Source organism: Haloarcula sp. JP-Z28, assembly GCF_011440255.1.
Classification (GTDB): domain Archaea; phylum Halobacteriota; class Halobacteria; order Halobacteriales; family Haloarculaceae; genus Haloarcula; species Haloarcula marismortui.
Window position 1 is genome coordinate 49698 of record NZ_JAAOHT010000007.1, and the last position, 26112, is coordinate 75809.

Annotated in this window: 24 protein-coding genes; 17 read left to right on the top strand and 7 right to left on the bottom strand. The window is 62.9% G+C overall.

Features of this window, described 5'->3' with window-relative positions; translation table 11 throughout:
* Positions 1–24: 24 nt before the first annotated feature.
* The 3 genes from G9463_RS05185 to G9463_RS05195 are packed head-to-tail and all read right to left on the bottom strand — an operon-like array spanning position 25 to position 3775.
* On the bottom strand, positions 25–1017 hold the full coding sequence (locus tag G9463_RS05185) for an ABC transporter permease (protein ID WP_165896163.1): 993 nt from the start codon (positions 1015–1017) through the stop codon (positions 25–27).
* Positions 1017–2117, bottom strand: a complete 1101-nt coding sequence (locus G9463_RS05190; RefSeq protein WP_004965466.1) for an ABC transporter permease — start codon at positions 2115–2117, stop codon at positions 1017–1019. Before G9463_RS05190 ends, G9463_RS05185 begins: the two co-directional genes overlap by 1 nt.
* Entirely contained in the window at positions 2117–3775 is a 1659-nt protein-coding gene (locus G9463_RS05195; RefSeq protein ID WP_165896164.1) for an ABC transporter ATP-binding protein, read from the bottom strand. The genes G9463_RS05190 and G9463_RS05195 overlap by 1 nt, the downstream gene beginning before the upstream one ends.
* Positions 3776–4083: 308 nt before the next feature.
* On the opposite strand from G9463_RS05195, the gene G9463_RS05200 reads away from it, so the two are divergent.
* Together G9463_RS05200 and G9463_RS05205 are read left to right on the top strand one after the other, a co-directional pair.
* A complete protein-coding gene (locus G9463_RS05200) occupies positions 4084–5226 on the top strand; it encodes a BMP family ABC transporter substrate-binding protein (RefSeq protein ID WP_004965470.1) in 1143 nt (380 codons plus the stop codon).
* Positions 5227–5421: 195 nt separating this feature from the next.
* Complete coding sequence (locus tag G9463_RS05205; protein WP_011222667.1) at positions 5422–6540, top strand: BMP family ABC transporter substrate-binding protein; 1119 nt, start codon at positions 5422–5424, stop codon at positions 6538–6540.
* A gap of 108 nt (positions 6541–6648) precedes the next feature.
* Here the strand turns inward: G9463_RS05205 and G9463_RS05210 are convergent, their stop codons facing one another.
* Positions 6649–8364: an amidohydrolase family protein gene (locus G9463_RS05210; RefSeq protein ID WP_165896165.1), complete on the bottom strand. Its 1716-nt coding sequence runs from the start codon at positions 8362–8364 to the stop codon at positions 6649–6651.
* Between the two features lie 149 nt (positions 8365–8513).
* Here G9463_RS05210 and G9463_RS05215 point away from each other — a divergent pair, with 149 nt between their 5' ends.
* The 9 genes from G9463_RS05215 to yqeB all read left to right on the top strand — a co-directional run bounded on the left by G9463_RS05215 (position 8514) and on the right by yqeB (position 18792).
* Positions 8514–9746, top strand: a complete 1233-nt coding sequence (locus G9463_RS05215; RefSeq protein ID WP_121304137.1) for a Zn-dependent hydrolase — start codon at positions 8514–8516, stop codon at positions 9744–9746.
* Positions 9747–9949: 203 nt separating this feature from the next.
* Positions 9950–10528 carry a (2Fe-2S)-binding protein gene (locus tag G9463_RS05220; protein ID WP_004965479.1) on the top strand — a complete coding sequence of 193 codons (579 nt, stop codon included), beginning with the start codon at positions 9950–9952 and terminating at the stop codon, positions 10526–10528.
* On the top strand, positions 10521–12971 hold the full coding sequence (locus G9463_RS05225; RefSeq protein ID WP_165896166.1) for a xanthine dehydrogenase family protein molybdopterin-binding subunit: 2451 nt from the start codon (positions 10521–10523) through the stop codon (positions 12969–12971). Before G9463_RS05220 ends, G9463_RS05225 begins: the two co-directional genes overlap by 8 nt.
* Before the next feature lie 126 nt (positions 12972–13097).
* Positions 13098–13667 (top strand): (2Fe-2S)-binding protein, encoded by a 570-nt coding sequence (locus G9463_RS05230; protein ID WP_165896167.1) that lies wholly within the window; start codon positions 13098–13100, stop codon positions 13665–13667.
* Entirely contained in the window at positions 13664–16144 is a 2481-nt protein-coding gene (locus G9463_RS05235; protein ID WP_165896168.1) for a molybdopterin cofactor-binding domain-containing protein, read from the top strand. The genes G9463_RS05230 and G9463_RS05235 overlap by 4 nt, the downstream gene beginning before the upstream one ends.
* 101 nt (positions 16145–16245) lie before the next feature.
* A complete protein-coding gene (locus G9463_RS05240) occupies positions 16246–16617 on the top strand; it encodes a DsrE/DsrF/TusD sulfur relay family protein (RefSeq protein WP_165896169.1) in 372 nt (123 codons plus the stop codon).
* Positions 16614–16967: a DsrE family protein gene (locus tag G9463_RS05245; protein ID WP_004965489.1), complete on the top strand. Its 354-nt coding sequence runs from the start codon at positions 16614–16616 to the stop codon at positions 16965–16967. The genes G9463_RS05240 and G9463_RS05245 overlap by 4 nt, the downstream gene beginning before the upstream one ends.
* Before the next feature lie 2 nt (positions 16968–16969).
* On the top strand, positions 16970–17215 hold the full coding sequence (locus G9463_RS05250) for a hypothetical protein (RefSeq protein WP_004965490.1): 246 nt from the start codon (positions 16970–16972) through the stop codon (positions 17213–17215).
* The gene (gene yqeB / locus G9463_RS05255; RefSeq protein ID WP_165896170.1) at positions 17212–18792 is read left to right on the top strand and encodes a selenium-dependent molybdenum cofactor biosynthesis protein YqeB; all 1581 of its coding nucleotides are present in this window, start codon (positions 17212–17214) and stop codon (positions 18790–18792) included. The genes G9463_RS05250 and yqeB overlap by 4 nt, the downstream gene beginning before the upstream one ends.
* A 17-nt stretch (positions 18793–18809) precedes the next feature.
* On the opposite strand, the gene selD is transcribed toward yqeB, so the two are convergent.
* Positions 18810–19850, bottom strand: coding sequence for a selenide, water dikinase SelD (selD, locus tag G9463_RS05260; RefSeq protein ID WP_004965496.1), 1041 nt, complete (start codon positions 19848–19850; stop codon positions 18810–18812).
* A 2-nt stretch (positions 19851–19852) separates the two neighbouring features.
* Positions 19853–20101 (bottom strand): sulfurtransferase TusA family protein, encoded by a 249-nt coding sequence (locus G9463_RS05265; RefSeq protein ID WP_011222658.1) that lies wholly within the window; start codon positions 20099–20101, stop codon positions 19853–19855.
* A gap of 94 nt (positions 20102–20195) precedes the next feature.
* On the opposite strand from G9463_RS05265, the gene yqeC reads away from it, so the two are divergent.
* From yqeC to phnE, 6 genes are all read left to right on the top strand, one after another.
* The gene (yqeC, locus tag G9463_RS05270) at positions 20196–20978 is read left to right on the top strand and encodes a selenium cofactor biosynthesis protein YqeC (RefSeq protein WP_165896171.1); all 783 of its coding nucleotides are present in this window, start codon (positions 20196–20198) and stop codon (positions 20976–20978) included.
* Positions 20979–21024: 46 nt separating this feature from the next.
* Positions 21025–21642, top strand: a complete 618-nt coding sequence (locus G9463_RS05275) for a nucleotidyltransferase family protein (RefSeq protein WP_165896172.1) — start codon at positions 21025–21027, stop codon at positions 21640–21642.
* A 32-nt stretch (positions 21643–21674) separates the two neighbouring features.
* On the top strand, positions 21675–22055 hold the full coding sequence (locus G9463_RS05280; RefSeq protein WP_004965502.1) for a Rid family detoxifying hydrolase: 381 nt from the start codon (positions 21675–21677) through the stop codon (positions 22053–22055).
* Between the two features lie 89 nt (positions 22056–22144).
* Entirely contained in the window at positions 22145–23020 is an 876-nt protein-coding gene (gene phnD / locus G9463_RS05285) for a phosphate/phosphite/phosphonate ABC transporter substrate-binding protein (protein WP_165896173.1), read from the top strand.
* A complete protein-coding gene (locus tag G9463_RS05290; protein WP_165896174.1) occupies positions 23017–23838 on the top strand; it encodes an ATP-binding cassette domain-containing protein in 822 nt (273 codons plus the stop codon). Before phnD ends, G9463_RS05290 begins: the two co-directional genes overlap by 4 nt.
* Positions 23831–24709, top strand: a complete 879-nt coding sequence (gene phnE, locus G9463_RS05295) for a phosphonate ABC transporter, permease protein PhnE (RefSeq protein WP_165896175.1) — start codon at positions 23831–23833, stop codon at positions 24707–24709. The genes G9463_RS05290 and phnE overlap by 8 nt, the downstream gene beginning before the upstream one ends.
* 28 nt (positions 24710–24737) lie before the next feature.
* On the opposite strand, the gene G9463_RS05300 is transcribed toward phnE, so the two are convergent.
* Entirely contained in the window at positions 24738–26072 is a 1335-nt protein-coding gene (locus G9463_RS05300; protein WP_165896176.1) for a 5'-deoxyadenosine deaminase, read from the bottom strand.
* Positions 26073–26112 lie beyond the last annotated feature (40 nt).

The window sequence follows — 26112 nt, forward strand, 5'->3', positions numbered from 1 at the left end:
GTATTGGCCCGCGTCGCGGACCGCTCAGTCCGTCTCGCGACTGTAGGACTGCAACAGCGCCGAGGGGACCGCAAGCTGGTCGCTCTTGGTCCGGATGACGGCGTACGCCAGCACGATAATCGTCGCCAGATACGGGTACGTCCCCATTATCTGTGGCGTCATGAGAAACTCGACGATGGGATTGATGACGCCCGCGAGGTGCGCATCGGGGCCAAGCGTCAACGAGATCGACTGGGAGCGAATGCGGAGCGCGTCGAGCAGCCCGAACAGATACGCCCCCACGAGCATCCGGCGGGGCCGCCACTGCGCGAAGATAACCAGCGCGACAGCGATCCAGCCCCGGCCCGCGGTCATGCCGGGGACCCAGAGCTGTGAGAAGGCCAGCGAGAGGTGAGCGCCGGCCGCGCCGGCGAACCCGCCGCCGATGAGCACCGCGAGGTACCGCAGTCTGAACACGGACACGCCCATCGTGTCCGCCATCTCCGGGTCCTCACCGACAGCAATCATCTCCAGCCCGAGATTCGAGTGGTGCAGGAAGTACCAGACCACGACCAGCAGGCCGAGCGCGAGGTAGTCCGTTGCCGTGCTCCGGAAGAGGGCCTCGCCGATGACCGGGATACCGACAAGGTACTGACCGACGAGCGGGAACGTTATCTGCGGGAAGCCGTTGATCGACTCTTCGACCCAGCCGGAGCCGAAGAACGTCGTCAGCCCGGTCCCAAGAAGCGTCAGCATGACGCCGCTGATGACCTGGTTCGACTTCAGCGTGATACAGAGGAACGCGTGGACCAGCGCCAGCACCATCCCGAGGAGGATGCCGACGCCGAATCCGAGCCAGTGGCTCCCCGTGAGGACGGTGGTGATGAATCCCCCGAGTGCGCCGACGAGCATCATGCCCTCGACGCCGAGGTTGAGGACGCCCGCCCGCTCGCTGATGAGTTCGCCCATCCCAGCGAGGAGAAGCACCGTCGCCGCCTGAACAGTCGCATCGAGCAGGCCGGCGATGAAGCTCACCATCAGTCGTCACCCCGCTGTGGCTGGGCTGGCGTCTCCGCTGGCCCGCGTTTTAGGTCGATACCGACACGGTAGCTCTTGAAAAACTCCGCCGTGATCAGGAAGAGAATGACCAGCGCCTGGATGATCTCGACCAGCGCCGCGGGCACACCGAATGCCACTTCCATGCTTGACCCGCCGACGAACAGCACGGCGAAAAACAGGCCAGCGAGCATCACCTTGAACGCGCTGTTGCGGCCGAGCAGCGCAATGGGAATGGCTGTAAAGCCGTATCCGGGTTCGAACCCGGCACGGTATCGACCCTGTGCGCCGGCGATCTCGCTGATGCCGCCCATGGCCGCGAACGCGCCCCCGACGACAAACACGAGCAGATACACGTAGAACTTGCTCATCCCGGCCTGCTGGGCGGCCTCGTCGTTCGAGCCGACGAACGTGATTTCGAACCCGAGTCGCGTTCTCGTCATCAGGACATACGTCACGACGACCATGCAGAGGGCGGCGAGCAGCCCAGCGTGGACACCGCCGAACAGTTCCGGAATCGTCGCGGCCTCAGAAAACCGGTCTGATTGCGGGAAGTTCCCAGTCCCGCCCTGCATCGGTCCCCGGAGCAGGTAGCTCTGGATTTCGAGCGCGACGAACGTCAGCAGTAGCGACGTGATGATCTCGTTGACATCCCACTTCGCACGCAGGTACGCCGGAATACCAGCCCAGATACCGCCGGCTACGGCTGCAGCGACGAACATCAGCGGAATCAGTGCGAGGCCCGGGAGCGAGACGTTCAGCCCGATCCACGTCCCTGCAAGCGCGCCGGCGACGAGTTGTCCTTCGGCACCGATATTGAACAGGCCTGCTTTCAACGGGAGATACACCGCCAGACCCGTGAGAATCAGCGGAACTGCCTTTGTTAGCGTCTCACTGAGACCGAACTCGGTCACGAGCGTGTCAACGAACATCGTCGTGTACGCCGCGACAGGGTTCACGTCGAGGACGACCAGCGCGATAGCGCTCACCGCCAGTGCAGCCAGCACGGTGAACACGGGCGTCCCGTAGGAGAGCCAGGCCGGAATGTCCTCGCGCGCATCGACGGTTACTGCGACGTTCATCAGCTCTCACTCTCCTGTGTGGCTCCGTGCTGGGGCGGCGCAACCGTCTTGCCGTCGTCTCCACCACCACCGGTCATCTCCAGACCGATCCGTTCCCGGTCGGCTTCGACCGGTGTCGTCTCGTAGACGAACTCACCCTCGTACACGACGAGAATCCTGTCGCTCAGGTCGAGTATCTCGTCTAAGTCCTCCGAGAGGAGGATGATACCCGTTCCTGCCTTGCGCTGTTCGAGCAGCGTCTCCCTGATGAACTCGATTGCCCCGACGTCGACGCCGCGGGTCGGTTGGTTCGCAATGAGGAGGTCCGGGTCGCGGTAGATTTCCCGCGCCAGAATGAGTTTCTGGAGGTTCCCCCCGGAAAGGTCGCCGGCCTGTGTCTCAGTCACGTCGCTGACGCCGCGGACATCGAACTCATCGACCAGTGTTTCGGCGTAGTCGCGGAGTTCCCCGTAGTCCAGAAACGGCCGGTCGCCAAACCGGCTGTCCCTGAAGTCTTTCATCGTGGCGTTGTGCATCACCGAGAGGTCCTCGGCACAGCCGTACTGGAGTCGGTCCTCAGGGACGAACGAGACACCGCTATCGACGAACGTCTTCGGTTTCGCGCCGGTAATGTCTTCACCGTTGACCACTAGCTCGCCGGCCGTTACGTCCCGAATGCCGGCCATGACCTCCGCGAGCTCCTTCTGGCCGTTACCGCTGACGCCCGCAATCCCGACGATTTCGCCCTGCCGAACCGTCAGGTCAATACCCGAGAGCGCTTCGATATCTCGATTGTCGGTGGCTTCGACCCCGCGTGCGCGCAAAACTGGGTCGCCCAAGTCGATCGCTTCCCTGTCTATTTCGAACAGGACTTCGCGACCGACCATCATCTCCGCGAGGTCCGCCCGGGAGACTGACGACACCTCGGCGGTGCCAACGTTTTCTCCCTCCCGGAGCACCGTCACCCGGTCGACGATGGCGTCGACCTCAGTGAGCTTGTGCGTAATGAAGATTATCGAGAGTCCTTCGTCAGTCAGCCGTTCGAGCGAGTCGAAGAGCCGCTCAGCCTCGGTCGGCGTGAGGACTGCCGTGGGTTCGTCGAGAATCAGGAGGTCGACATCCCGGTACAGCGCCTTGAGTATCTCGACGCGCTGTTGCTGGCCGACATCGAGTTCCCAGATCTTTGCGCTCACGTCGATGTCGAACCCGTACTGGTCCGCTAGATCCTGAATCCGTTGTTCGGGCACGTCGAGGCCTAACGAGAACTGTCCGGCGAGCGATTGGACGAGACTGTTGTTCCGGACTGCCGCCGGGAGCCAGCTGTCCTCCGCATCGCCGCGGAACGCTGTGGCCGGCTCACGTTCACCGAGCACGACGTTCTCGGCGACTGTGAGGCGTGGAATCAGCATGAAGTGCTGGTGGACCATCCCGATGCCGGCGTCGATGGCGTCCTGTGGGGACCCCAGATCGAGTCGCTCGCCGTCGAGATAGATATCGCCGGCGTCCTGCGAGTAAAGCCCGTACAGAATCTTCATCAGCGTACTCTTTCCCGCGCCGTTTTCGCCGAGGAGGCCGTGGATTTCCCCGCGCTCGACGGAGAGGTTGACGTGGTCGTTGGCGACGACCCCAGGGAACTCCTTCAGAATCCCCTCCATCCTGAGCGTGGTGTGTTCGGACATGCTCTGTGGTCTTGGCCGGGTATCAACAATGTAGTGGCATAATTGTTTCCAAAGGTAGCCATATTCGCCGTCCAGCACGGGAAATGCCGGACATTTGCCAAGTATCAGTTGTTGTGTGCTGGTGTCCATTGTTAACGGTCACTCAGTCTGTCGCGATACCCAGTACGATGAACATATGCTTCACATTATATTCAATTACCAATTGATAGGGGTACTTTTGTGGCACATATTTGGAAAATAGGAGGGAGAAAGCTGCGTGAACGGAACAATTTAAGTGATTGTTTCCGAAATGGCTATTCGGTTAGTTAATGGTTGACAAGAAACATACCAGATCGAGACGGGAGTTACTGACAGCACTTGGCGCGGCAGGAATAACCGGGTTAGCCGGTTGTAGCGGTGGTGGTGACGGGGGCGATGGCGAGGCAACCACCGACACCGGCGACGGCGGGGCTGGTGACGGTACTGCGACCAGCAGTGACGGCATGGATTCGATTACCGCCGCATGGGTGTACAACTCGGAGGTCGGTGACCTCGGCTGGTCGTGGGCTCACAACGAAGGGCGGAAGGCAGTCGCAGAAGAGTACGACTGGCTAGAGACCGAGTACACCGAGGCTGTCGCCCCAGCCGATTCCGAGCGGGTGTTCGAACAGTACGCACAGGGTGATGCCGATATCATCTTCGGCTGTACGTTCGAGTATCAGGACCCGATGGCGTCCGTGGCGGAGCAGTACTCCGACACGTACTTCGAGCACAACACGGGCTACCTGACGATGGAGAACATGGGGCGGTACATGGGCCGGATCTACCAGCCCCGGTATCTCGCCGGGCAGGCGGCCGGGACCGTGACGGAGACAGACACGCTGGGATACGTGGCGGCGTTCCCGATTCCGGAGGTCATCCGCGGTATCAACGCCTACGCGCTCGGAGCCGCGTCTGTCAACGACAGCGCGACGCTGAAGGTCAGATGGACGAACTCCTGGTTCGACCCCCCGACCGAGAGCGAGGCGGCAAACGCCTTGCTGGACGAGGATGTCGACGTGATGGCCCAGCACCAGGACTCCCCCGCTGCACTCCGTGCAGCCTCCGATGCGGGTATCTGGGCGACCGGCTACGACGCCCCGATGGGCGACATCGCCGGTGAGAACTATCTCACGTCCCCGATCTGGCACTGGGAGGAGTTCTACGGTCCAACCATCGAATCTGTCAGGGACGGCAGCTGGGAATCCGATGCATACTGGGAAGGCATCGAGTCGGGTATCTGTAGTCTAGACGACTGGGGGCCAGAGGTGCCACAGGAAGCGAAAGACACCGTTTCGGAGTCGCGGTCGGCGATACTTGACGGAGAACTGGATGTCTGGGCCGGTTCGGCGTTCGAGGGCGAGAATGACGAGTTCCTCTTCCAGGAGATGAGTAGCTACGTCGACGCCGTCGAGGGCGAGGTCCCCAACTGACCCCGCCACCGGTCTCCGACGACAGTAATCGCCTGGGTGTTGCTGTGGCTCTCGGTCGAATATAACAACGTTCGTAACATTATTCAAGCGTGAATGGGATTTTCGGTCAATTTTTTCCGGATATGTTCGTTCGCTGTACGGTCAAGAATGGTATCGCTTAAGTAGGAGTTTCCGCTACCTCTACCCAGTTCAGTAATGGTGAATACCAACCGAACGATATCGCGGCGGGAGATGCTGGGTGCCCTCGGGGCGACAGGAGTAACCGCACTAGCCGGCTGTAGTGGTGGAAGCGACGACACAGACACGGCTGACGGCACGACGACCAGCGGCGATGGGGGCTCCGGGTCGGACTCCGTCACGGCTGCCTGGGTGTACATCTCAGAGGTGGGCGACCTCGGATGGTCCTGGGCTCACGACGAGGGGCGAAAGACGGTCGACGAGGAGTACGACTGGCTGGAAACCGAGTACACGGAAGCTGTCGCGCCAGAGGACTCGGAACGCGTTTTCGAGCAGTACGCGCAGGGTGATGCTGACATCGTCTTCGGGACGACGTTTGGCTACCAGGACCCGATGTTCAACATTGCGGAACAGTACCCCGACACGTACTTCGAACACGCGACCGGCTATCGCACCCGGGAGAACATGGGACGGTACATGGGCCGGATCTACCAGCCCCGGTATCTCGCCGGGCAGGCGGCCGGGATGGTAACCGAGAACAACACCATCGGCTACGTCGCCGCGTTCCCGATCCCCGAAGTCATTCGCTCCATCAACGCGATGGCGCTCGGCGCGCGGTCGGTGAACCCGGACGCGACATTCAAAATCCGGTGGGTCAACGCGTGGTTCGACCCCCAGACCTCAAAGCAGGCGGCCAACTCGCTTATCGATGAAGGGTGTGACGTCATCTCTCAAGAGCAGGACTCCCCCGCTCCGGTCAGGGCCGCAAACGAGGCGGATGTGTGGGCCTCCGGCTACAACGCGCCGATGGGCGAGTTCGGCGGCGACAACTACCTCATCTCACCAGTGTGGAACTGGGAAGAGGTGTACGGCCCGGCCGTCTCCGCAGTCCGGGACGGAACCTGGGAAGCCGATGCCTTCTGGGGCGGCATGGAGACGAACCTGCCCACGCTCGACGAGTGGGGACCGGAGGTCCCCCAAGAGGTCAAAGACACCGTCGCCGAGACGGAAGAACAAATCGTCAACGGCGAACTCGATGTCTGGGCCGGTTCGCCGTTCGAGGGCGAGAGCGACGAGTTCCTGTTCCAGGAGATGAACAGTTTCGTCGACGCTGTCGAAGGCGAAGTACCGGAGTAAGGAAGCCCCGGTTCGACGATTCCGGTTCCCTCAACACCGTCCCGCCGGTAGCAAGCGGTCGGATTGGCAAGTCGCTATACGGTCGGTCAGAGCCGTCAGCCCGATCAATCAGTCATCAGCAGCGCGGTCAAGTTCGGGGCGAGTCGCACCACCCCATTCCTCGTAGGAGCGGAGCACGTCGCCGTTTCGCTCGCCGGTCAGTTCGCCGTCCCGAACGGCAATCTCGCCGCCGACGAGGACGTACTCCATCCCGTCGGAGAACTGGAACGGGTTCTCGTAGGTCGCGTTCGCCGACACCGAGTCGAGATCAAAAGCCACGAGGTCCGCGATGTACCCCTCACGGACGTAGCCGCGGTCCCTGAGGCCGAGGATATCAGCCGGGTTGCCTGCGGCTTTGTACGCCAGCAGTTCCGGCGAGAGCACGTTCCGTTCACGGACGTACCGTTCGAGGATGCGGCTGAACGCCCCGATAGCCCGCGGGTGGGGCTTTCCGCCGAAGATGCCGTCCGTGCAGAACGTGCCGCGGTCGTCCGCGAGGAACCGCTCGATGTCCGCTTCGGCCATCACGAAGTCGGCCATCGTCACGTCCAACTCCTCCGCGACGAGTAGTTCACACATCGCGTCGACCGGCTCGCGGTCCATCTCGGCGGCGATGTCCGCGATGGTATCACCCTGATAGCGGCCGCTCCCGGTCCGTGTGATGAGGATATTGTCCCACGACCCGGCGGCGTACGCGAGATTCTCCCAGTCACCCGGCTGGGAAATATCAGCGGCGATGCGGTCGCGAACAGCCGCGGAGTTGAGGCGGTGCCAGATGGCCTCTGAATCGCCCTGCCGTGCCCACGGCGGCAACAGCGCGGTAAGCATCGTCGACCCGGCGGTGTACGGATACTGGTCGAAGGTGACCCGCTGACCACGGTCGACGGCGTCGTCGAACAGGTCAAGCACAGCCTCGGAGTCCCCCCAGTTCTGCTGGCCGCCGACCTTGAGATGTGAGACGTGGGCGTGACAGCCGCCGCGGCGACAGATATCGAGATACCGGTCGATAGATTCGACCACACGGTCCGTCTCGTTCCAGACGTGAGAGATCATAAACGAGTCACGCTTGGCGAGGGTATCCGCAAGCGCCACCAGTTCGTCGTCGCGGGCGTACGAACTCGGGGGGTATATCATCCCTTTGGACATGCCGAACGCGCCTTCTTCAAGCGCTACTTCGAGTTCCTGTCGAATCGCATCGAGCTCACCGGGGGCTGTGTCGTGGTCTGACTTCGGTCTGTCCAGCCGTTGACCGGTGACTGGTCCGGCGGCGACGACGTGTTCACCGCTGAGTGGGCGGTCCTCGAATCCGGCCAGCATCGACCTGATGTTGCCATGTGGGGCGTAGTACGCACAGTTGACAGCAGGCTCGACGGATTCGAGCGCTTCGAGGTAGCCAGAGACGGTGTGCCAGGGCCACGTTTCGCCGAGCGTGCCGTCGAGTGATTTGACCCGTTCCGCCCACTCGTCGGTGAGGTTCGGCGGCACCGGAGCGACGCTGACCCCGTCCTGTCCGAGGACTTCCGTCGTGATACCCTGCGTCAGTTTCTCCCTGGCACCGGGATTCTCGAAAAGCCGCAGCTCCGAATGTGCGTGCATATCGATGAACCCCGGTGCGAGATACGACCCGTCGAGGTCGACAACGCGGTCGGCCGCAAGCGGGGCTTCGCTGATAGCGTCGATTCGACCGTCGGCGACACGCACGCTCGCAGTGAACGGAGGGCGACCGCTCCCGTCCAGCACCCGCGCGTCTCTGAACGCGATGGACGCGGCACTCAGCTCGGTCATGTCTGCTGACTCGCGGAACGGTCGTTTGGCTCTTTCGGTGGTCTCAACCGTGTGTGACAGGGGGCGAGCGCGTGCCACACCGTGTCTGTCGATCTGTGTGGGGCCACCCCGACACAATCTTCAAGACGACACCGCAGAACAGCTACCCAATGCCATCCGTCAGTCTCGATAGCGAGCGGTTCAGACGGCGCTTCGATACGTTCAACAAGATCGGCGCGACAGAACGGGGCGGCGTGAACAGGCCGAGCCTGTCCGACGAGAACAAGGCGGCCCGCGACACACTGGTCGAGTGGTTCCGGGAGGCCGGGCTGGAGGTCCGTATCGATACGATGGGCAACATCTTCGGTCGGCGAGACGGAACTGACAGCGACGCCGCGCCGGTTCTGTTCGGGTCACACATCGACAGCCAGTACAACGGCGGGCGGTACGACGGCGTTATCGGCGTCCTCGGTGGATTGGAAGTCATCGAGGCGTTCAACGACGCCGGCGTGACGACCGAACGTCCACTGGAGGTCGTTGCCTGGAGCAACGAGGAGGGCGTCCGTTTTCAGCCGGATATGCTCGGCAGCGGTGTCTACTGTGATATCTTCGACCTCGACTACGCGTACGAGCGCGAGGACAAGGAGAGCAGGCGGTTCGGCGATGAACTCGAACGCATCGGCTACAAGGGCGAAACACCCTGTGAAGCGGATGACATCCACTGCTACTTCGAGATGCACGTCGAGCAGGGGCCGTTTCTCGAGCAGCAGGACATCCCAGTCGCCGCTGTCGAAGGCGTGTTCGGCTTTTCCTGGCTGAACGTCACTTTCGAGGGCCAAGCGAACCACGCCGGGCCGACACCGATGGATATGCGCCACGACGCGTTCGTGGCGACGGCGGACGTAACCCGCGCAGTCCGGCGGATCACAGCGACTGAAGGAACGGACCTCGTCGGGACAGTTGGCAGTGTCGACGTGTGGCCAAACGCTATCAACGTCATCCCCGAGACGGTGGAATTCACGCTCGATTTCCGCTCGTACGACGATGCCGTGGTCGACGCGGCCGTCGAACAGATCAGGGAAGAGGTTGCCCACGCGGCCGAGCGCGAAGGCCTTGAATACGAGATAGAGGAAATAATGCGGGTCGACGCGGACCCGTTCGATCAGGGCTGCATTGACACAGTCGTCGAGGCCGCCGAGACGGTCGGCTGTGAGTACACGCGACTGGTCAGCGGCGCGGGCCACGATGCGAACTACCTCAACAAGATAGCTCCGACGAGCATGATTTTCGTTCCAAGCGTCGACGGAATCAGCCATCGCGAGAGCGAATTCACCGAATGGGATGACATCGTCACCGGGACTGAGGTACTGCTGAACGCTGTGCAGACGAAGGCCGCCGAGTGAGCCGTTCCGTTCCAAGCGTGTGAATATCACACATCTGGCACACGTCACACAGCGACTGTCTTGTCTGTCGCAGCTGTGTCAGCCTGTTGTCTGCTGGTGACCCGCGGCTTCGTCTGGCAACACTGCGATCAAACACCTGTGAACCATACATATATGAGATGGTGTTGCACACCTGTTCACTAACAGGCGTGTATCCGTAATGCATGCCGAAAACTGGAGGGTACTCTGTGGATATTGAACTCACAATCAACGGCGAGCGGACGATAGTCGAAGCCGGGTCAGGGGACGACCTGGCGACGGTTTTGAGACAGCGCGGCTACATCGACGTAAAATGTGGCTGCGACGGCGGGACCTGCGGTGCATCGAAGGTATTCGTCGATGGGGACGTGCGAATGGCCTGCGGGATGGAGGCGACAGACGCCGACGGGAGTGAGATACAGACCGTCGCGGCGCTCGGGACACAGGCCGACCTGCACCCGGTCCAGCAGGCGTTCGTCGACAACTTCGCCGTCCAGTGCGGATTCTGTATTCCGGGCATGGTGATCGAGGCGGTCGCGCTGCTGGATTCGAATCCCGACCCAACCGAGCGGGAGGTTCGGGAGGCCTTAGACGACAACGTCTGTCGCTGCACTGGCTATCAGAAACCGGTCGAAGCCGTGCTGGACGCAGCACAGCGAATGCAGGGGGAGCAGTCTGTCGCCGCAGACGGCGGCCACCCGGTCACTGTGGCACAGCATAGAGACGAGTCGACCAGTTGCTGTGGAGGTGGCTGCGATGAGTAACGACGACGAGACAGCCAAGGCCGACGGCGGAACGGCCTCACAGTCAGAGACTGTCGAAGACGAACGGTTCGAGGAGCACCCACTCGAATGGGACGAACCCGAGAACAATCATAAGGCCCCCGGCGAGCGCGACAGCGTCTCCCACCGGACAGAGAAGTACGACGACCGAAAGCTCGTCACTGGACAGGCGAAGTACACCGCCGACTACGAGGAGCGGTATCCCGACCTCGCGTACGCAGCGGTCGTCCGAAGCGAAATTCCACACGGCCGCGTGACTGGCATCGACACGAGTGCGGCCGAGGCGATGGACGGTGTCGAGGCGGTCTTGACACCCGAATCCGACACAGTGCCGGACGCCAAATACACCAGTGCTGGACAGTCCTACCCCGAGCCGAGCCCATGGGACATGCGCGTGCTGAACGAGCACGTCCGTTACATCGGCGACCCGATTGCCGCTGTCGCGGCAGAAGACCGGGCGACCGCGACTGCCGCCGTCGAGGCTATCGAGGTGTCGTACGAGGAGTACGACTACGTCACCGATCCGGAGGACGCCTTCAACGAAGACGCGCCACAGTTGTTCGAGGACGGCGAGGTCGAAAACGAGATCGTCGGCCACGACTACGACCGCAACCGAATGGCTCACATCGGGGGCGAACTGGGCGACGTGGACGGGGCGCTCGACGACGACACCCACGTCCACGAAACCGAGTGGGAGACGATCCGCCAGTCCCACGCGAACGTCGAGAAACACACCTCGTTGGCGTACACAGACGAAGACGACCGCCACGTCCTCATCACCAGTACGCAGGTGCCAAACCACACCCGGAGACAGCTCGCCCACCTATTCGACATCCCGATCCGTGACATCCGGGTGACGAAGCCGCGGGTCGGCGGCGGGTTCGGCGGGAAACAGGCGATGGTCGTCGAACCGATTCCGCTGGCGCTATCGCTCGCCACCGACCGCCCGGTCCTGTACGAGGCCAGTCGCGAGGAGGAGTTCTACGCGATGCGCTCCCGGCACCCAATGAAAGTCAAAGCGAAGACGGCCGTGACCGACGACGGCGATATCGAAGCTATCGACATCTACGCCCTGTCGAACACCGGCGCGTACGGCAGCCACGGGATGACCGTCGCGGGCAACGTCGGAAGCAAGCCGATGCCGCTGTACTCGAAGGTCCCGAACGCCCGGTTCGAGGCCGATATCGTCCACACGAACACGCCACAGACCGGCGCAATGCGTGGCTACGGCGCACCACAGGGCACGCTTGCCTTGGAAGGCCATCTCGACGAGGTTGCTCGCGACCTCGGTCTCGACCCCATCGAATTCCGGCGGCGACACCACATGGAAGTCGGCGACCTCGACGAGATCGCAGGGATGATGGGCGGAGAGGGAGCGAACCGCCGTATCCGCTCGTGTGGCCTCGACGAGTGTATCGAGCGCGGAAAAGACGCTATCGGCTACGACGACCTCGAACAGCCCGACGCGGACCATCTGCATCGCGGCATCGGGATGGCGCTGTCGGCGCAGGGGACCGGCGTCGCTGGCGACGAGCTCGGGGCCGCTCAGATAATGATGAACGAGGACGGGAGCTTCCACCTGCAGGTCGGCGGCGTCGACATCGGGACGGGCGCTGACACAGCGTTCCTCCAGATTGCCGCAGAAGTACTGGGCTGTGACGAGGACGATATTATCGTCAAATCGTCCGATACAGACGTGACGCCGTTCGACTACGGCGCGTACGCCTCCTCGACGACGTACATCAGTGGGATGGCCGTCAAGAAGGCCGCCGAGGACGCAAAAGAAAGGATTCTCGACTGGGGGGCGAAACTGCTTGAGGAGCCAGTCGATGTTCTGGAAACCGGCGACGGAACGGTGTACAGCGAGAGGAGCGGCAATTCGGTCACACTCGAAGACATTGGCTACGAGGCCGCCTACGGCGACGACGAGCGGGAACACATCCTGGGGAAGGGGACCCATTGCACCGAGGAGAGTCCCCCGCCCTTCGCTGCCCAGTTCGCCGACGTGACGGTCGACGAGACCACGGGCGAGTTTGAGGTCCACAAACTGGTCGTCGCGGTCGATTGTGGCGTCGCCATCAACCCCGGGATGGCCGAGGGCCAAATCGAAGGCGCAAACCACATGAGCTACGAGATGGCCGTCAGCGAGGGTATCACGCTCGATGACGAGGGACGGGCGGAGATAGCTGACTTCGACGAGTACGGACTGCCGTCGGCGACCGAGACGCCGCCGATCGAATCGATTCTGGTCGAGACCCACGAGCCGACCGGTCCGTTTGGCGCGAAATCGGTTGCGGAGGTCCCGACAAACACAGTCCCGCCGGCGCTGTCCAACGCCGTCCGGGACGCCGTCGGCGTCCGTATCCGGGAAATGCCCATTTCCGCCGAGAAAATCAAGGCAAAACTGGACGAGCGCAAAGCCTAGCTCCGATCGCGGTGACAGTCACGCCAACAGAACCGGTGTGTCGGCGTGGCATATCGCAAATCCGCGATAGCTATTTACCGCTCTGTTCGTCACGTTGCTGACATAGCCAGCGAGCTGATGAGTCATATGGAAATCGAACTAGAAATTAACGGTGTGGAACGGACTGTCGAAGCATCGAAGTCCGATTCGCTTCTCGATGTCCTTCGGCGGAACGGGTACACCGGATCGAAACGGGGGTGTGACACCGGCGCGTGCGGCTTCTGTACGGTCCACGTCGACGGCGAACCGGTGAAATCCTGCGTCGAGCCGGTGACGAAAGTGCGGGGCACATCCGTCGAGACAATCGAAGGCCTGGGCGAACAGGACGACCTGCATCCGGTGCAACAGGCATTCGTCGACAATACTGCGCTACAGTGTGGCTTCTGTATCCCGGGGATGATCATGCGCTCGACGGCGCTGCTGGAGACGAACCCGAACCCGACCGAACAGGAGATCCGGGAAGCCCTGTCGGACAACCTCTGTCGGTGTACTGGCTACAAGAAAATCGTCGAAGCGGTGCTAGACGCCGCCGAGCGGATGGACAGCGACACAGCCGTCGCCGCCGATGGTGGGCAGGCAATGGATGGCGACGGCGGGGCCGCCACGGTGACCGAGTGTGCACTCGGCGACTGCGATTGCATGGAGGGCGATCAGTGAGCGATTCAGACCGGGTACGGGAGACGAGCAAGCAACCCGAAGGGACAGAGAGGACGGAATCGGACCCAGCCGAAGCCGACAGGGAGTCAGAGACGGGGGCGGCACGCGAACCCGACCGGAAGCCCGAATCGGAGCGCGACGCCATTACCGTGGACGAGGAGAAAGACGACGCACGGAAAATCGTCACCGGGCAAGCCCGCTACACGGCGGACTACCGCGACCGGTTCCCCGACCTCGCCCACGGCAAGGTCGTTCGCAGCGACATCGCCCACGGCTACGTCGAGTCGGTCGACACGAGCGCCGCCGAGGCGATGGACGGGGTCGACGCCGTCATCACGCCGTTCGACGACGTGGTCCCGGACAAGCTGTACTCCAGTTCGGGCCAGTCATACCCCGAGCCGAGCCCGTGGGACCTGAAAGTGTTGCGCGAGCACGTCCGTTTCGTCGGCGACCCGGTCGCTGCTGTCGCAGCCGATGACCCGGAGACAGCAGACCGAGCCGCCCGGAAAGTCGAAGTCGAATACCGGGAACTGGATTCCGTGTTCGACCCCGAGGAGGCATTGGATGAAGACGCCCCGCAACTGTTCGAGGCCGACGACGTGGAGAACAAGCAGTCAGGCGCGGACTACAGCCAAAACCTCGAATCACACTTCGAGGGCGAACTCGGTGACGTGGAGGCGGCGTTCGAACGGGCGAGTGGCGACGAGGAGCGACACGTCATCCAGACGGAGTGGGAGACGCCGTATCAGTCTCACTGCGTTCCCGAGCCGCATACGACCATTGCCTACACCGACGAGGACAATCGGCACGTGTTCATTACGGCAACGCAGGTTCCCTTTCACACCCGTCGCCAGATAGCGCACCTCTTCAACGTGCCCATCCGTGACGTGCGGGTGAAGAAACCGCGTATCGGCGCTGGATTCGGGTCAAAACAGGAGATGGCAATCGAGCCGATAACGTTCGCATTGCATCTGGCGGCCGACCGGCCAGTCAAACTGGAAATGAGTCGTCAGGAGGAGTTCACCGCGCTTCGCTTTCGGCATCCGATGCAGATGCAGATGCAGACCGCAGTGACTGACGACGGCGACATCGAGGCGATGGACCTCTACACGCTGTCGAACTCGGGAGCCTACGGCACCCACGGCATGACCGTCGCGAACAACGTCGGAACGAAGCCGCTGCCACTCTATCCCCGGGTCTCGAACGTCCGCTTTTCAGGGGATGTAGTACACACGAACCTCCCCATGGGGGCAGCCATGCGGGGCTACGGCGCGCCGCAGGGGCATTTCGCCGTCGAAGGGCACATGGACGAGGTAGCCCGTCGCCTCGACTTCGACCCCATCGAGTTCCGCCTGCAGAACGCGGTCCGGGAGGGCGACCTCGACCGGAGCGTCGCAATTCTGAAAGACGGTGACCGCTTCACCCGGACGATTCGCTCGTGTGGCCTCCGCGAGTGTGTCGAACGCGGGAAGGCGGCTATCGACTACGACGACCTCGAACAACCGGACGAAGATCATCTGCACCGCGGCGTCGGAATGGCACTCATCGCCCAAGGGAGCGGTGTCGCGGGGAAGGAACTCGGCGCAGCGCAGGTACAGATGAACGAGGACGGGAGCTTCCACCTGCAGGTCGGCGGCGTCGACACCGGGACCGGCGCGGACACGATGTTCTCCCAGATTGCCGCCGAGGTGCTGGGTTGCACCCCCGAGGATGTCGTCGTCATCGCCGCCGATACCGACCTGACGCCGTTCGACTATGGCGCGTACGCCTCTTCAACGACATACATCAGCGGCCGCGCGGTAAAGAACGCCGCCGAGGACGCCAAAGAGCGGTTGCTGGAGTGGGGGTCGAAGCTGCTCGAGGAGCCGCCGGACGTGCTCGACACCGGCGACGGCGGCGTATACAGCGAGCGGACCGGGAAGCGCGTGTCGCTGGAAGAAATCGGCTATGAAGCGACATACGGCGATGACGAGCGCGAACACATCCTCGGGGACGGGAACCATTCGACTGACGAGAGCCCGCCGCCCTACGGTGCGCAGTTCGTCGATGTGACTGTCGATACGGAAACTGGCGAGTACGAACTCAACAAGCTAGTGTTTGCGGCCGACTGTGGCGTCGCAATAAATCCCGCGCTGGTCGAAGGCCAGATAGAGGGCGGCGAGCACATGAGCCTCGAATACGCCACGAGCGGCGACCTGACCTTCGATGAGGACGGGAATCCAGACGTGCTCGGCTTCCGCCAGTACGGGATGCCGCGAACGACGGACCACCCTGAGATGGAGACGATTCTGGTCGAAACACACGAACCGACCGGTCCATTCGGCGCAAAGTCTATCGCGGAACTCCCGACGAACGGCGTGCCGCCGGCGCTCTCAAACGCCATCCGCGACGCCGTCGGCGTTCGGCTGACCGAGTTGCCGTTCACTGCGGAGGACCTAATGGCGGCACTGGACGACCAGTCCGGTGCCGGAAAATAAGTTACCGAACGGTCGGTATTTTGCTGAAAAGTGCCACACCCAGAGACCGTGCTCGTGTGTCAGGCAAACTATTAAGACCGGTTCACCGAAATTCCGACAGTATGGCGTACATCGGCTTTCTGCTGACAGGGGGTCCCTTCGACAGCGAGCGGTGGCGCACCGCCTACGAGCTGGGGCGAGCGGCGCTGGATCAGGGCCACGAGGTGAGCTACTTCCACTACCTCGACGGCGCGCTCGTCCCCGTCGCGGACCAGACCCTACCCGGCTGTTCGGACAGCGGACTGTACGACGAAATGCCGACCGAGAAGTTTCAGGAGCTTATCGCGGACGGGGCGGAAGTCATCTGCTGTGGGCTCTGTGTCGACGCACGCGGAATCGACGCACCCGCCGACTACCCCGAGGGCGTTGAACTCGGGCTGCTTCCGGACTTTGCAGACATCATCGGCGAGGCCGACCGGGTGGTTTCGCTATGAAACGAGAGGTCGTGGTATTGCTCACCCGTGCACCGTACGGCCGAGTCCACGTCCCGGAGGGGCTGCGCGCCGCCCGTGGCGTCGCGGCTGGCTTCGATATGCACGACGTGACTGTGATATTCACGCAGGACGGCGTGTACGGCGCTCGAGATGCTGTCGACCGCGAGGCGCTCAACATGAGCGGGCACGTCGTCGACCTAGCGGAACAGGACGGACAGATGGTCGCGGACGGCGCGGCAATGGCCGAGCGCGGTGTCGACGAGAGCGAAATCGCCGACGACGTGGCCGTCTGGTCGGACGACCGCGTCACCGCCCGAATCCGTGACGCCGACCGGACACTGGACTTCTGACAATGCTATATCTCATCGACAAGCCGATGGCAGAAATCGGACTGCGTACTGCCGCCGGGGACCCCGAGGCGCACGTCGTCCTGATTCAGGACGGCGTCTACCTCACACCGGATATCGACGCACCAGTTTCAGCGGTCGCAAGAGACGTGGCCGTGCGTGGTGTCTCGCTGCCGCCGGACATCGACCGGATATCCTACGACGCCGTAGTCGAACGCCTGGTCGAACAGGAGGTCAAGAGCTTCGTATGAGCCTGTTCGAACAGCTTGATGAACTGGCAGCGCAAGGAAAGCCAGCGGCGCTCCTGACTATCGTCCGCAAGGACGGCAGCGCACCGCGGAACGTGGGGGACAAGATGATCGTCACCGCTGACGAAGAGTACGGAACCATCGGTGGCGGCACGGTCGAGCATCTTGCCGTACAGGACGCCCGGTCAGTGCTTTCGGGAGCCGACGACCCTGGTGTCCGGACGTACGAACTCGAACGCGGCGGCAACACGGGCATGGTCTGTGGCGGCGAGATGGACGTGTTCATCGACCATGTTCGCGGACAGGCACAGCTCTACATCGCCGGCGGCGGCCACATCAGCGTCGAACTGGCCCCACTGGCGGAGCGACTGGGCTACGCCGTCACCGTGGTCGACGACCGCGAGGCGTACGCCGACCCGACGCAGTTCCCCGACGAGACGGACGTGATTCACGGCGAATACGGAGAGGCGCTCGGTGACCTGCCGATGGGGACAGAGACAGCCGTGGCCGTCGCGACGCGGAGCGGGACGTTCGATCAGGCTGCCGTCGCCGCAGCGCTGGACGGCGAGGCTGGCTACGTTGGCCTCGTCGCAAGCGAGACAAAGGCCGACCACGTGCTCGATTCGCTCGCCGAGTCCGGGTACGCCCGTCGGGACCTCAGCCGGGTCCAGACACCGGTGGGACTCGACCTCGGCGGGAGCGGGCCGGCCGCCGTCGCGCTCTCGATTCTCGCCGAGGTCACCATGGACCGCCACGACGCCACCGGTGCGCGGGCGACGCGCCTGAATCTCGACGACCTCGTCGTCGTCCGCGGTGGCGGCGACCTCGGCAGCGGCGTCGTCTATCGGCTTCAGCAGGCCGGCTTTCCGGTCATCGTCACCGAAGTCGACCAACCGACAGTCGTCCGGCGGGCGGTCGCCTTCGGCGCGGCGCTGTACGAAGACGAGGTGGAAGTCGAAGGAGTCACTGGCCGTGCAGCAGCGGACATCGACGAGGCACTCGAACTGCTCGCCGACGATGTCGTGCCGGTACTCGTCGACCCCGAGGCGACTGTCGCTGACGACCTCAACGCGGCGGTCCTCGTCGACGCGATTATGGCGAAAGGGGCGTTCGACACCGGTACGTGCCGGGAAGTCGCCGACGTGGTGGTCGGGATGGGGCCCGGTTTCGAGGCCGGCGAGGACGTGGACGCGGTCGTCGAGACCGACCGCGGGCACGAACTTGGCCGCGTGTTCTACGAGGGGACAGCGAGTGAGTACGATGGCGAGCCCGGCGAACGGCGCGGCTACACCCACGAACGGGTGCTTCGCGCCCCGACAGACGGTGAGTGGACCCCCACGGTCGCCATCGGCGATAGTGTCACAGCCGGCGACGTGGTCGGCACCGTCGGCGACCGGCCGGTCGAAACCGAGATAGATGGACTGGTTCGCGGCCTAGTTCACGGCGGCCTCGGTGTCAGCGAGGGCACCAAACTCGGCGATGTCGACCCTCGTGGCGAGTCTGTCGACCCAACGAAAATCTCCGACAAAGCACTGTGTCTCGGCGGTGGCGTGCTAGAGGCAGTGCTCCGGTTGCGGTAGAAGGCTCTTAATCGACGTTAGCGGCTGACTTCTTCGATAGTCGGGTCCGAAAGTGAGACACCGCGTCCGGCCGTAACACGTCCGACAGCACGGTAGAACACGCCGGCGTCGTCGAACGCCGTTTCGACGGCGTCAGTCGCAGTCGGCGGGACGGAGACGAACAGTCCTCCGCTGGTCTCCGCGCTCTCGCCCGCAGTCAGCCCGTATCCGAAAAGCGTCGAGAGGGCAGGCGTTCCCGTGATGACCGGGAGATGTGTCAGTTCGATACCGACGTTCGAGCGGGCGGCCACCACGCGGCTCTGCCCGACGAGGCCGAAGCCGGTAATGTCGGTGGCGGCTGTTGCGTATTCGCGGCACGCGACTGTTGCGTCCCGGTTCGGTGTGGTCATCCACGCAATAGCCTCCGAAGCAATGGTGTCGAGCGGCCGGTCAGTGGCGTCGGTGACCGTCTCGACGAACTGCTCGTCAGTCACGCGGGTCGCCCCCATAGCTGGCTGTGTCCCGAGCGGTTTGGTCAGGTAGAGCCGGTCGCCGGGACTGGCTCCCTGCGAGGTGAGGAGGGCGTCGGGACGCCCCGTTGCCGAGATGGCCCCGCCGGCGAAGGGCCACGGACTCATAATGGTGTGACCGCCGGCGATGACGCCATCCATCGCGTCCAGTGCGTCAGCCATGCCGGCGAGAATTGGCGCTGCGCTCTCGGTTAGTGCTCGTGGGAGTCCGAGGACGACCAAGCAGTCGACATTCTCGACCGCACCCGTAGCGAAGGCATCGCTAGCGGCGTTGCAGGCAGCGATACGGCCGAAGTCGTACGGGTCGTCGACGATAGGTGTGAAGAAATCCACCGTCGAGACCAGCGCGAGGTCGTCGGTAAGTTTCCGCGCAGCGGCGTCCTCGCCAATGCCGAACAGCAACGCGTCGCTCTCACCGGTGAGGCCGGCATCGGCGAGCAGCGAATCGAGGTCGCTCTGGCCAACTTTGCAGGAACAGCCGTGGAGTTCCGTGTACTCCGTCAGGCGCGTCGTCTCGTCGTCATCGTCAGTCGCCGCGTCGGGTCCCACACTCAGGCCTCCGATAGCGACGCCATCTCGGTCACCCGAAGTTCCAGTTCGAACTCGTCGGACTCGCCAGCGGTCTCCGCGGTCGTCACGTCGATGCCGTGGGTCGTACACATCCGCCGGAGGTTCTCTTCGGCCGGCGGGTAATCACCTCGAACGACGAGCGTCTCGCCGGTATCGAGGTCCGAAAGCGCCTGCCGGACAATGAGCGCCGGCCGGGGGCAGATTTCACCACGAACGTCTACGCGGGCCATACCGGTACGTGTGCCATTAAATCATAAAAACGCTATCGCCGCCACACGTGGTTGCGCCGGTAAGCTATTTGTGTGTCTTGCGCGGAGCGAGCGTATGGATCTGGCTGCTGCGCTGGGCCTGGGTTCCAGCGCCGCTGTCGCCTTTGTCGGGGCCGGCGGAAAGAAATCCGCGATGGGACAACTGACGACCGAGGGAACTGACGAGGGATACGACGTGGGCTACACGACGACGACAGCGATGCCGCCCCCGCCCGACCTGCCTCTGACGCTCACCGACCCGGACGGGTGGCGCACCGACCTCGAGACGCGCGACCCGCCGATTGCTGTCGCTCGCGAGGAGGTAGCCGATCCGGCGCGAGTCAACCGGAAGGTTCGCGGATTCGAGGCGAGTGTGATGGAGCAGCTATCCGATGCCGGACTCTTCGACTGGGTTCTCGTCAAGGCTGACGGGGCACGCAAGCGGGAGTTCAAAGCGCCTAGCGACGGAGAGCCAGTCGTCCCGAGTACAGCGACCCACGTCGTCCCGGTCGCCTCGGTCGCCGCCGTCGGTGAAGCGCTGACGACGGACGTGGTCCATCGACCGGAGCGGGTCGCGGATATCACCGGCCTTCGTGTGGGCGACACGATTACTGCGACGACTGTTGGGACAGTGCTCACACATCCCGACGGTGGCCTCCGAAATGCGCCAGCCAGAGCGTCTGTGATACCGCTGGTCAACAAAGCGGATACCGAACCACAGCGGCGTATCGCTACTGACGTGCTCACCCACGCGCTTTCACAGACAGAGCGGTGTTCTCGGGGCGTCATCACATCGTTCGCGTCGGATATCTGTGAAGTGGTCTCAAGATCGGATGTGCAAGAGGAGAAGCAGCGATGACTGACTGCGAGGGCACAGCCGGTAGTGTTGCGAGACGAGGGGTATTATGAGCGGTCAACATCGGACCAGAGTCGGCGGTGTCATCCTCGCTGCTGGGCGGAGTTCTCGATACGAGTCGGGTAACAAACTGCTGGCGACTATCGATGGGAAAGCAGTCGTCCGACAGGTGACCGAAACCGCCTGCAAGTCATCGCTGTCGGACGCTGTCGCCGTCCTCGGCCACGAAAAAGTGGCCGTCGCTGCTGCGCTGGATGGCCTCTCACTCTCGGTTCAGCATAACGACGAGTACGCGACCGGCCAGAGTGCGTCGGTTCGACATGGAGTCGAGTTTGCCCGTTCGGCCGGCTGGGACGCCGCCCTGTTCTTGCTGGGCGATATGCCGTTTGTACGCGTCGAAACCATCGAGGAGCTTCTCGAAGCGTACCGTACAGGAACGGCAACCGTTGTTGTTCCCGAGCACGAGGGGAGACGGGGTAATCCGGTGCTTTTCGACAACTGCCATTTCGATGCGCTCGCCTCTGTCTCCGGCGACCGCGGCGGTCGAGATATCATCGAGACCACCGAGAAGACAGCGTTCATCGAGGTTTCGGACCCCGGCGTCCACTGGGATATCGACACCAATGCTGACCTCACCGAGTTCACCGACCGCCGCGACAGCCTGTAAATTTAAGACACTGATGGTGGAACACTCGGCTGATGAAACGGACTATCAGCACGGCCGATGCACCCGATGCAGTCGGGGCGTACAGTCAGGCAACGACAAACGGTTCGCTCGTGTTCACCGCGGGCCAGATTCCGATGACGCCCGACGGCGACCTGCTGGACGACAAACCGATAGCGACACAGGCGGAACAGGCGCTATCGAACGTCGAAGCGGTGCTGGCATCTGAGGGGCTGGAGATGAGTGACGTATTGAAGGTGACCGTCTATCTTGATGATATCGACGACTTTGAGGACATGAACGACACGTATGCCGGCTTCTTCGACGAAGCGCCGCCGGCCCGGAGCGCAGTTGAGGTCGCAAATCTGCCAAAGGGTGTCGGCGTCGAAATCGAAGCCATCGCAACGAACGACTGAGGCCGACAGACGCGCACTGCTGTCGTGGGCCACACAGCCGGGATGTGGCGCACACAACTTTCAAGCCCGGCGACTCGCATCACAGCGTAATGCGACCCACGAGGCGTGAATTCCTGGGAACAGCGGCAGCGCTCTCACTGTCAGGCTGTCTCGGAGGGACAGCAACGCCGACGCTGACGGTCGGTATCGTGCCCGACGTGGACCCGGATACCGCCATCGAACAGAACACCGAACTCGCGGCGTATCTGGCGACCGAACTTGACGTCGAGACCGAGCTACGCACAGCGGCTGACTATGCCGGGATGGTACAGGCGATGGTCGCGGGCCAGGTCGATATTGCCTATTACGGCGGTGTATCGTACATTCTGGCGCATCATCGAGCAGGCGCAAAGCCAGTCGCCGTCGGGTCACGGAATGGACAGACAGAGTGGCACTCCGTGTTCATCGCCCCGTCAGATAGTGACCTGACAGGAATGGCAGACGTAGTCGAGACTGCAAGCGAGACCGAACTGGTGTTTGGCGACCCGCTCTCGACCAGTGGAACCGTGATGCCGACGTACCACCTTCGGACAGAGTACAGCCTACACACCGACGCGTTCGCACAGGTTACACACGTCGGTGCCCACGACGCAACAGCAGCGACAGTCGGCCGGACGAGCGGTGTCGTCGGAGCGCTGAACGCCCGCATCTACGATAGACTACTCGCAGAGGACGCTGTTGAGGGGGTACAAGAGCTCTGGCGAACCCCCGGTTTCCCTGATTACCCGTGGGCCGTTGCCCCGTCGCTAGAGGCAACGACAGCGGACGCTGTGCAGACGGCGTTCACGACCCTCGATTCGAAAGGGCGAACGGACATTCTCGACCAGCAGGCTGTCGACCAGTACGTCGGGGTGAGCCACGACGCGTTCACCTCGCTGGAAACGGCCGTCGAGATGGCTGGCATCGAACGGGGAGGCGACGGGTGAGGAGCAAGTACACAGCGCGGCCAGAGGGCAAACAGTCAGGCCAGGGGCTCGTTTTCGATAGTGTCACCAAGCGATTCGGCGGGAAAGTTGCGGTACGGGATGTCTCGCTCAAACTGGAAGCCGGTGAACGGGTCGCCGTCATCGGCCCGTCGGGAGCCGGCAAAACCACGCTTCTCAGGCTGGCAGCCGGCGCGTTGCAGCCCGATGTTGGAACAGTGCGGTTCAACGGGAGCAGCAGTACGGGTTCGACCGCGACGCTTGCGTATCAGGGGGAGACGCTCGTGGACCGGCGGACAGCACTGTCGAACGTCCTCACTGGACGCCTCGGAGCCCTGTCCTGGCTCCGTGGCTTCATCGAGCCACTGCTGCCCCAGCATCCAGAGCCAGCCCTCGAACGACTCGATGCTGTCGGGCTAGTTGGCCGTGCTGATGTCCCCGTGAAATCGTTGAGTGCCGGCGAACGCCAGCGGGTCGCCTTCGCACGGGCCCTCATGCAGGATGCCGAGGTCGTGTTGGCCGACGAACCGACAGCGAACCTCGACCCCAGCTCCCGTCGGAACGTTATCGACGTTCTCGACGCCGCCCTCGACGGGGAACTGCTGGTCACCGTCCTTCACGAGGTCGACCTGGCACTGGAGCACTTCGACCGGATTGTCGGCATGGCGGATGGCCGAGTCAGGTTTGATACGCCCGCACGGGCGGTGGCCGACGACCAACTGGATGCCCTCTTTGCGGCGGGAGCATCCACGCCGGGTACCGACGCCGAACGAACGGGAACGGAGAAAGAGAGCGATATCCCGGTTCCGTGGTATGTCTGAAAAATATAGCGGTCCAGATGCCGCCCAGCACGCTGCGACCGGACTCTCGAAACGCCAGCTCACGACACTCCTCGGCGGCTGTGTCATCCTGGCGGCCGCGGCGTGGATCGCCGAAGTGGATCCGATGGCCCTGTTCGCCGCCGGTGCTCGTGAGCAGATGGGCGCGTTCATTGCCGAGGGCTTCCCACCGGAGACTGGCCGTGAATACCTGCTGGGACGAAGCCTTCGGGACGGCCTGCTGTGGGCTATCGTCGAAACCCTGGCTATCAGCGTTGTCGGAACCACACTCGCTGTCGCGCTCGCCGTCCCACTCGGTCTGACCAGTGCCGCCACCGTCACCCATCGTGGCCCGCTATACAGAAACGCTTCAGCCGGCCGTATCGCCGTCGGACGCGGTCTCTATCACGCCAGCCGAACCGTGCTCAGCTTTCTGCGCTCCGTCCCCGGCATCGTCTGGGGGTTCCTGTTCGTTACCGCTATCGGCCTCGGCCCGTTTGCGGGTGTGCTCGCGCTTGCAGTTCACAACGCCGGTGTCCTGGGAAAACTGTACGCCGATTTCCTTGAAGACACGGACCCGATGACGAACGAGGCAGTTGCCGGAAGTGGCGCAACACGCCTGCAGGCGGTCTGTCACGGGATGGTCCCGCAGGTGACGCCCACAATCGCCTCGTACACGCTGTACCGCTGGGAGTGTACCATCCGGTCGGCCGCCATCCTCGGGTTCGTGGGTGCGGGCGGCGTCGGATACTATCTTGTCATCACCATTCAGCGGTTGCAGTACGGAAAACTCTCGACCGCCATCCTTGCCGTGTTTGCGCTGGTCGTCACGAGCGACTGGCTCGGGTCTCAGTTGCGGACACGGCTCGGCTGACATTCGGACGAGAGCCAACAGGCCCGCGTCAGGGCTTCTGTTCCTGTGCGGACTTGCGTGCGTCTTCGAGGTCCATCTCAAGGCCCATCGTCGAGGCCTGAGAGCGGACGGCGTCGGCGTCGATAGTGGTTACCTTACCCTGTTCCATGAGGACGTTCCCGTCGACCATCGTGAAGCGGACATCGTCGCCGTGGGCCGCAAACACCAGATGGGAGAGTACGTCGTGCAGCGGCGTTGCCCGCGTGAGGTCCGTATCGAGGCCGACAATGTCAGCGCGCCATCCCTCCCGGATTGCACCGAGTTCCTCGAAGCCGGCGGCTTTCGCACCGTTTCGCGTCGCCATCTCGAAGATTTCGGCTGCCGGTGTCACCGTCGGGTCTAGCTGGTCAACCTTCTGCAGGAGGCTTGCCTGTCGCATCTCGGTAAAGGCGTCGAGGGTGTTGTTACAGGGCGGTCCGTCGTTGCCGATTGCGACGTTGATACCGCGGTCACGGTAGTCCCAGATCGGTGCGATACCACTTGCGAGTTTCATATTCGAGGACGGGCAGTGCGTGACGTGAGTCCCCGTCTCTGCGAGGACTTCGCGCTCGCTCTCGTCGGTCCAGACACAGTGCGCAAGAACAACGTCCTCCCCGGTGAGTCCCACCTCGTCAAGCCAGTGGATGTTTCGCATCCCAGTGTCTTCTTTCACCGTCTCGATTTCGCTCTGGTTCTCACTGGCGTGGGTGTGGATGCGGACACCGTCGTATTTGTCCACGAGTTCGCGCACCCCACGGAGACAGGCCTCGCTACACGAGACGGCAAAACGGGGTGTGACAGCGTACCGGATCCGGTCGTTATAGGCACCGTGATACTGCTGAATCAGTCGCTCAGATTCGTCCAGTGCGGCCTGTGTGTCCTCTAGCAGGCCGTCGGGCGAGCGCTGGTCCATCAGCACCTTCCCGAGCACGCCGCGGATGCCGATCTCACCCGCCGCTTCAAAGGCGCGGTCCGCGTGAGCGACCGACAGGTGGTCAATGCAGGTCGTGGTCCCGCTTTCGATCATCTCCAGATAGCCCAGTTTCGCCGCGACTTCCATCTCCTCGGCCGTGAGGGAGGCTTCCATCGGCAGAATGTAGTCGAACAGCCAATCGAGTAGTTCCGTATCGTCGGCGATGCCGCGGCCGAGACTCTGTACGGAATGGATGTGGCCACCGACGAGCCCCGGCAACAGCACGTCGTATGACTGGTGTTCGTGGTCAGCGTACTGCGATTCGAGTTCGGCCCGGGAACCCACGGCCTCGATACGGTCCCCGGAAACGACGACCGCTCCGTCCTGCAGGACGGTCTCAGAATCCGCAACGACAGTCCCAGTGAGTAACATACGTCCTGCAAGACGGTCTCTACATAAAGAAGGTCCTCAT

What these genes read in the sequence shown, in the direction of transcription:
- G9463_RS05185 (WP_165896163.1), bottom strand. Translation starts at nt 1,017, where the DNA reads ATGGTGAGCTTCATCGCCGGCCTGCTCGATGCGACTGTTCAGGCGGCG.
- G9463_RS05190 (WP_004965466.1), bottom strand. Translation starts at nt 2,117, where the DNA reads ATGAACGTCGCAGTAACCGTCGATGCGCGCGAGGACATTCCGGCCTGG.
- G9463_RS05195 (WP_165896164.1), bottom strand. Translation starts at nt 3,775, where the DNA reads ATGTCCGAACACACCACGCTCAGGATGGAGGGGATTCTGAAGGAGTTC.
- G9463_RS05200 (WP_004965470.1), top strand. Translation starts at nt 4,084, where the DNA reads ATGGTTGACAAGAAACATACCAGATCGAGACGGGAGTTACTGACAGCA.
- G9463_RS05205 (WP_011222667.1), top strand. Translation starts at nt 5,422, where the DNA reads ATGGTGAATACCAACCGAACGATATCGCGGCGGGAGATGCTGGGTGCC.
- G9463_RS05210 (WP_165896165.1), bottom strand. Translation starts at nt 8,364, where the DNA reads ATGACCGAGCTGAGTGCCGCGTCCATCGCGTTCAGAGACGCGCGGGTG.
- G9463_RS05215 (WP_121304137.1), top strand. Translation starts at nt 8,514, where the DNA reads ATGCCATCCGTCAGTCTCGATAGCGAGCGGTTCAGACGGCGCTTCGAT.
- G9463_RS05220 (WP_004965479.1), top strand. Translation starts at nt 9,950, where the DNA reads ATGCCGAAAACTGGAGGGTACTCTGTGGATATTGAACTCACAATCAAC.
- G9463_RS05225 (WP_165896166.1), top strand. Translation starts at nt 10,521, where the DNA reads ATGAGTAACGACGACGAGACAGCCAAGGCCGACGGCGGAACGGCCTCA.
- G9463_RS05230 (WP_165896167.1), top strand. Translation starts at nt 13,098, where the DNA reads ATGGAAATCGAACTAGAAATTAACGGTGTGGAACGGACTGTCGAAGCA.
- G9463_RS05240 (WP_165896169.1), top strand. Translation starts at nt 16,246, where the DNA reads ATGGCGTACATCGGCTTTCTGCTGACAGGGGGTCCCTTCGACAGCGAG.
- G9463_RS05245 (WP_004965489.1), top strand. Translation starts at nt 16,614, where the DNA reads ATGAAACGAGAGGTCGTGGTATTGCTCACCCGTGCACCGTACGGCCGA.
- G9463_RS05250 (WP_004965490.1), top strand. Translation starts at nt 16,970, where the DNA reads ATGCTATATCTCATCGACAAGCCGATGGCAGAAATCGGACTGCGTACT.
- yqeB (WP_165896170.1), top strand. Translation starts at nt 17,212, where the DNA reads ATGAGCCTGTTCGAACAGCTTGATGAACTGGCAGCGCAAGGAAAGCCA.
- G9463_RS05265 (WP_011222658.1), bottom strand. Translation starts at nt 20,101, where the DNA reads ATGGCCCGCGTAGACGTTCGTGGTGAAATCTGCCCCCGGCCGGCGCTC.
- yqeC (WP_165896171.1), top strand. Translation starts at nt 20,196, where the DNA reads ATGGATCTGGCTGCTGCGCTGGGCCTGGGTTCCAGCGCCGCTGTCGCC.
- G9463_RS05275 (WP_165896172.1), top strand. Translation starts at nt 21,025, where the DNA reads ATGAGCGGTCAACATCGGACCAGAGTCGGCGGTGTCATCCTCGCTGCT.
- G9463_RS05280 (WP_004965502.1), top strand. Translation starts at nt 21,675, where the DNA reads ATGAAACGGACTATCAGCACGGCCGATGCACCCGATGCAGTCGGGGCG.
- phnD (WP_165896173.1), top strand. Translation starts at nt 22,145, where the DNA reads ATGCGACCCACGAGGCGTGAATTCCTGGGAACAGCGGCAGCGCTCTCA.
- phnE (WP_165896175.1), top strand. Translation starts at nt 23,831, where the DNA reads ATGTCTGAAAAATATAGCGGTCCAGATGCCGCCCAGCACGCTGCGACC.
- G9463_RS05300 (WP_165896176.1), bottom strand. Translation starts at nt 26,072, where the DNA reads ATGTTACTCACTGGGACTGTCGTTGCGGATTCTGAGACCGTCCTGCAG.